1 protein-coding gene is annotated in these 305 nt (G+C 34.4%); it reads right to left on the reverse strand.

Annotation, left to right across the window (positions count from 1 at the left end; genetic code table 11):
* Positions 1-118: 118 nt before the first annotated feature.
* Complete coding sequence (locus AB3I00_RS14795) at positions 119-289, reverse strand: hypothetical protein (protein ID WP_368025640.1); 171 nt, start codon at positions 287-289, stop codon at positions 119-121.
* Between the last annotated feature and the right edge of the window lie 16 nt (positions 290-305).

The following is a 305-nucleotide window of genomic DNA, read 5'->3' on the forward strand; positions in this document are numbered from 1 at the left end:
ATCACCATGCCCTCATAGTAATTTTTGCTTTCTGGATGCGTCAGGGCTTTATGCTGTTTTTCTAGTGAAATTCTCTTTAGTTCATTAATCAATTCCTGTTTATTCATCACTGTTCCTCCTAAAGCTTATATTCTCTTGATTGTTCTAACAGCCCATATTTCACTGCTAACTTATATAAAAGTCTGGTTCTGTAGTTTCCGTTTTTCCACATGTTTGGTGAAACAACATTATTGCCATGAAAAATATATACAGGTTCAGTCGTTTTTTTCTTTCGTTGCCTTTTATTCATCTCTGTCCTCCAAAAA

Origin of the sequence: Enterococcus sp. C76 (assembly GCF_040886985.1) — a bacterium.
GTDB lineage: Bacteria > Bacillota > Bacilli > Lactobacillales > Enterococcaceae > Enterococcus_B > Enterococcus_B lactis.

Bases quoted from the DNA above. Each gene is read 5' to 3' on its own strand.
- AB3I00_RS14795 (WP_368025640.1), bottom strand. From the start codon at position 289: ATGAATAAAAGGCAACGAAAGAAAAAAACGACTGAACCTGTATATATT.